Here is a 3813-nt window from a genome sequence, read left to right as displayed (position 1 = left end):
CTGGCGCTGATCGGGGTCGCAGCCGCTGCCGGACTCGCGGCGCTGGTCGCATCAAGCCCGGCAATCTGGAGCGCGCTGCGCTGGGCCGGGGCAGTGTATCTGCTGTATCTGGCATGGGAGACATGGCATGGCGCGGCGGAGACCTCGCCCGCCGACACGAAGGCTCTTGATACGCGCCAGATGCGCTATTTCAGCCGAGGGCTGATCACAAACTTGTTGAATCCCAAAGCGGCGCTGTTTTATGTCGCCATCATGCCACGCTTTCTCCCCGAGACCGGCGCGACGCTGGCCGATGGCCTATGGCTGACCGGGCTGAGTGTGGCGGTTGCCACGTGCGTGCATCTGGCGATTGTCATCATGGCCGCGCGGCTGCACCCTTTGCTCAGCCAACCGGAACGGCTCGTGCGGACCCGGCAGGTTCTGGCGATCGGTCTGGCCGGGGTCGCCATATGGTTTCTCGCCACCAGCGCCGGGCCGATGGCCTGACCTGCAGCGGAACCCATCCGCTGATCGTCCGTAATTGAGGTTTAATCCGAAATGAATGAGGGCAAACTTGATGATCAAGCACGGTGACGATGTCGAAATGAGCACCGAGGAGGCAAGCGGCGGCCAGAAGCGTGGGATCGTGCGCTATGTCCTTGCGATCTCGCTGTTTTTGGCGCTCGTTGCGATGAGCATCATCTGGATCACCGGCGCTGCGTTGGCCCCTGACAATCCCACACCCGCACCGTCCGAATCGGTCTCTAACCCGGCCGAGCCGCCTGCCGGTCTGGACAGTCAGCCGGGCAGACAACCTGCGCCCGCCAATCAGACGCAATGAGCGATGCGCGCCCGGGTCGCTAGCTAACGTTACGGAATGCTACCATAGCTGGCCAAAATGCGCTAAGTTCGTCCTCTTTTGCAACCAAAGAGGAGGGTGTTATGCAACGCAACGGGGACGATCTCGAACTGGATGAGGTTGAGGCGAGTGGCGGCGAAAGCCCGCACATCGTGCGCTATGTGCTGCTGTTTTCCTTGCTGCTGGCAGTGGTCGCATTGAGCGCAATTTGGATCACCGGAGCCTTGAGCGTCGGCTAATCCATTTGATCACGCGCGGCTGAGTCGTTAGATTTTAGCGCGCCAGCGCAGTCTCGGTCTCTTCGATCAACGTCGCGATGATCTCCGCGACGCTTTCCTCGCGCGTCACCATACCGACCGATTGGCCCGCCATCAGCGATCCGTTTTCGACATCGCCGTCGATGACCGCGCGGCGCAATGCGCCTGCCCAGAAATGCTCGATCTGCAGCTGCGCCGCGCCCATGTCGATGCTGCCTGCATCGAGCAGCGCCGCGACCTCGCGCTGCTTGGCGGTGAACTCTTCGGTGCCCTTGTTTTTGAGCGCGCGCACCGGGATGACCGGCAGGCGCGGATCGACCTGCACGCTGGCGATCGCATCGCGCGCATTGCCGCGCAGGAACGCTTTTTTGAACGCCGGGTGCGCGATCGATTCATGCGCGCACACGAAGCGCGTGCCAAGCTGCACCCCGCTCGCCCCCATCTCAAGATAGGCGGCAATCGCAGAGCCCCGGCCAATGCCGCCCGCAACGAACACCGGAATGCCGGCAGCGACTTCGGGCAGGATTTCCTGCGCCAGCACGGATGTTGCCACCGGGCCGATATGGCCGCCTGCCTCCATCCCCTCGATCACCAACGCATCGACGCCCGATTTGATAAACTTCTTCGCCAGTGCCAGCGCCGGAGCGAAGCAGACGACCTTTGCCCCTGCCGCCTTGATCGCCTCGATGCTGCCCTTGGGCGGCAGGCCGCCGGCGAGCACGATATGCGTCACCTGATGCGCGGCGCACACCGCGATCAGGTCCATCAGCTGCGGGTGCATGGTGATCAGGTTGACGCCGAACGGCTTGGTGGCGAGCGCCTTGGTCGCGGCAATCTCCGCATCGAGCAGAGCAGGCGTCATCGCCCCGCACGCAATCACGCCAAACCCGCCCGCATTCGAGATCGCCGAGACCAGATTGCGCTCGGACACCCAGCTCATCGCCCCGCACATGATCGCGGTTTCGCTGCCCAGAAACGCCGTGCCGCGCGACATGGCGGTGGTGGTAAGGGGGTGGTTCATGGTCAATCTTTCTAAAAGCCCCTCTCCTTTAGGGGAGGGGTTGGGGTGGGGCAGGACCGCCGCAGTTTGTGGCTGCGCCAGCGATTGCTTGGACGCAATGGCCTCCACCCCTTACCCCTCCCCTGAAGGGGAGGGGCTTTTGCCTTTACGCCTCCACCGCATCCAGCCCGTACGCCGTGTGCAGCACGCGCACCGCCAGTTCGGTGTAATCCTCTTCAATCAGTACGCTGACCTTGATCTCACTGGTCGAGATCGCAATGATGTTGACGCCGCGCTCGGCGAGCGCCTTGAACATCTTTGCGGCAACCCCGGCGTGGCTTTTCATGCCGACGCCGACCACCGAAATCTTGGCAACGTTGGTGTCGGGGATGATGCGGTTGAAGCCGATCTTCTCCTTCGCCGCCTCCAGCAGATCGAGCGAACGCGCCAGATCGGCGGCGGGCACGGTGAAGGTCACGTCGGTCTCGCCCTTGTCGCGGCCCACGTTCTGGATGATCATGTCGACATTGATCGCGGCCTGGGCGAGCGGACCGAAGATGTCGGCGACCGCGCCTGGCTTGTCGGGCACGCGGGTCAGCGTGATCTTGGCCTCGTTCTTGTCGTGCGCGATGCCGGTGATCAGCTGGCGTTCCATGTCCATTCCTTCCAGTTCGTCGTCGCTGACGATCATTGTGCCGGGGAGGCTGTCGGCGGCAGGCGCATCGTCGTCGATAAATGAGGACAACACCTGGATGCGCACCCCCTCCTTCATCGCAAGGCCCACAGATCGCGTCTGCAGCACCTTGGCACCAACGCTCGCCAGCTCGAGCATTTCCTCATAGGTCACATGGCGCAGCTTGCGCGCCTTGGCAACGATGCGCGGGTCGGTGGTGTAGACCCCGTCAACATCGGTGTAGATGTCGCAGCGGTCCGCCTTCACCGCCGCCGCCACCGCGACTGCCGATGTGTCCGATCCGCCGCGGCCCAACGTGGTTATCCGTCCGTCATCACTCATCCCCTGAAAGCCGGGGATCACCGCGATGACGCCCTGTTGCATCTCGGCGATCAGCGCGTCGGCATCGATGCTGTCGACCCGCGCCTTGGCGTGCGCCTCGACCGTTCGGATCGGCAATTGCCAGCCCAGCCAGCTGCGCGCCTTTGCCCCCAAAGCCTGCAGCGCAATCGCCAGCAGGCCACTGGTCACCTGCTCGCCGCTGGCGACCACGACATCATATTCCGCCGGATCATAAAGCCAGCTTGCCTCGCGGCAGAAATTGATCAGGCGGTCGGTTTCTCCCGCCATGGCCGAGACGACCACCGCAACCTCATGCCCGCGCAATTGCTGCGCGCGGACGAGGTCGGCGACCTTGAGAATGCGCTCGGTTCCGGCCATCGAAGTGCCGCCGAATTTCATGACGATCCGTGCCATTGGCCGTTCGTGCTTTCCTTTATGCGCCCCGCGCCGCTATAGTCCGGCGATCCAATAGAGAGGCACTATGGCGAACGCAAGCATCGCAGCGGTTGAAACACCCGGCGGCACCATCGATCCCAAAGAGGCCGCGCATTTCGGGCGGCTGGCTGCCGAGTGGTGGGACCCCAAGGGCACATCGGCGATGCTGCACAAGCTGAACCCGGTGCGCTTGTCTTACATCCGCAATGCCATCGATCATCACTGGGCTGATGCAGGCGCGGCGCGCAGGCCGCTGGCGGGCCGCCGC

Annotated in this window: 5 protein-coding genes and 1 pseudogene; 4 read left to right on the top strand and 2 right to left on the bottom strand. The window is 63.5% G+C overall.

Annotation, left to right across the window (positions count from 1 at the left end; genetic code table 11):
• The 3 genes from ACEW8G_RS09555 to ACEW8G_RS09545 form a co-directional block, all read left to right on the top strand.
• A partial coding sequence (locus ACEW8G_RS09555; protein ID WP_373488195.1) for a LysE family translocator occupies window positions 1–486 on the top strand: 486 nt, incomplete at its 5' end.
• Window positions 487–553: 67 nt separating this feature from the next.
• On the top strand, window positions 554–820 hold the full coding sequence (locus tag ACEW8G_RS09550) for a hypothetical protein (protein ID WP_373488194.1): 267 nt from the start codon (window positions 554–556) through the stop codon (window positions 818–820).
• A 101-nt stretch (window positions 821–921) separates the two neighbouring features.
• A complete protein-coding gene (locus ACEW8G_RS09545; RefSeq protein ID WP_373488193.1) occupies window positions 922–1077 on the top strand; it encodes a hypothetical protein in 156 nt (51 codons plus the stop codon).
• A gap of 34 nt (window positions 1078–1111) precedes the next feature.
• Here the strand turns inward: ACEW8G_RS09545 and ACEW8G_RS09540 are convergent, their stop codons facing one another.
• A complete protein-coding gene (locus ACEW8G_RS09540) occupies window positions 1112–2116 on the bottom strand; it encodes an NAD(P)H-dependent flavin oxidoreductase (RefSeq protein WP_373488192.1) in 1005 nt (334 codons plus the stop codon).
• Window positions 2117–2261: 145 nt separating this feature from the next.
• Entirely contained in the window at window positions 2262–3524 is a 1263-nt protein-coding gene (locus ACEW8G_RS09535; RefSeq protein WP_373488191.1) for an aspartate kinase, read from the bottom strand.
• A gap of 67 nt (window positions 3525–3591) precedes the next feature.
• On the opposite strand from ACEW8G_RS09535, the pseudogene ACEW8G_RS09530 reads away from it, so the two are divergent.
• Window positions 3592–3813: pseudogene (locus tag ACEW8G_RS09530) on the top strand (bifunctional 2-polyprenyl-6-hydroxyphenol methylase/3-demethylubiquinol 3-O-methyltransferase UbiG); the annotation flags it as partial.

The organism is Blastomonas sp., from assembly GCF_041747255.1.
Taxonomy (GTDB): Bacteria; Pseudomonadota; Alphaproteobacteria; order Sphingomonadales; family Sphingomonadaceae; genus Blastomonas.
The sequence above is the reverse complement of the archived record's forward strand: the minus strand, read 5'-3'. Positions and strand labels throughout refer to the sequence as shown.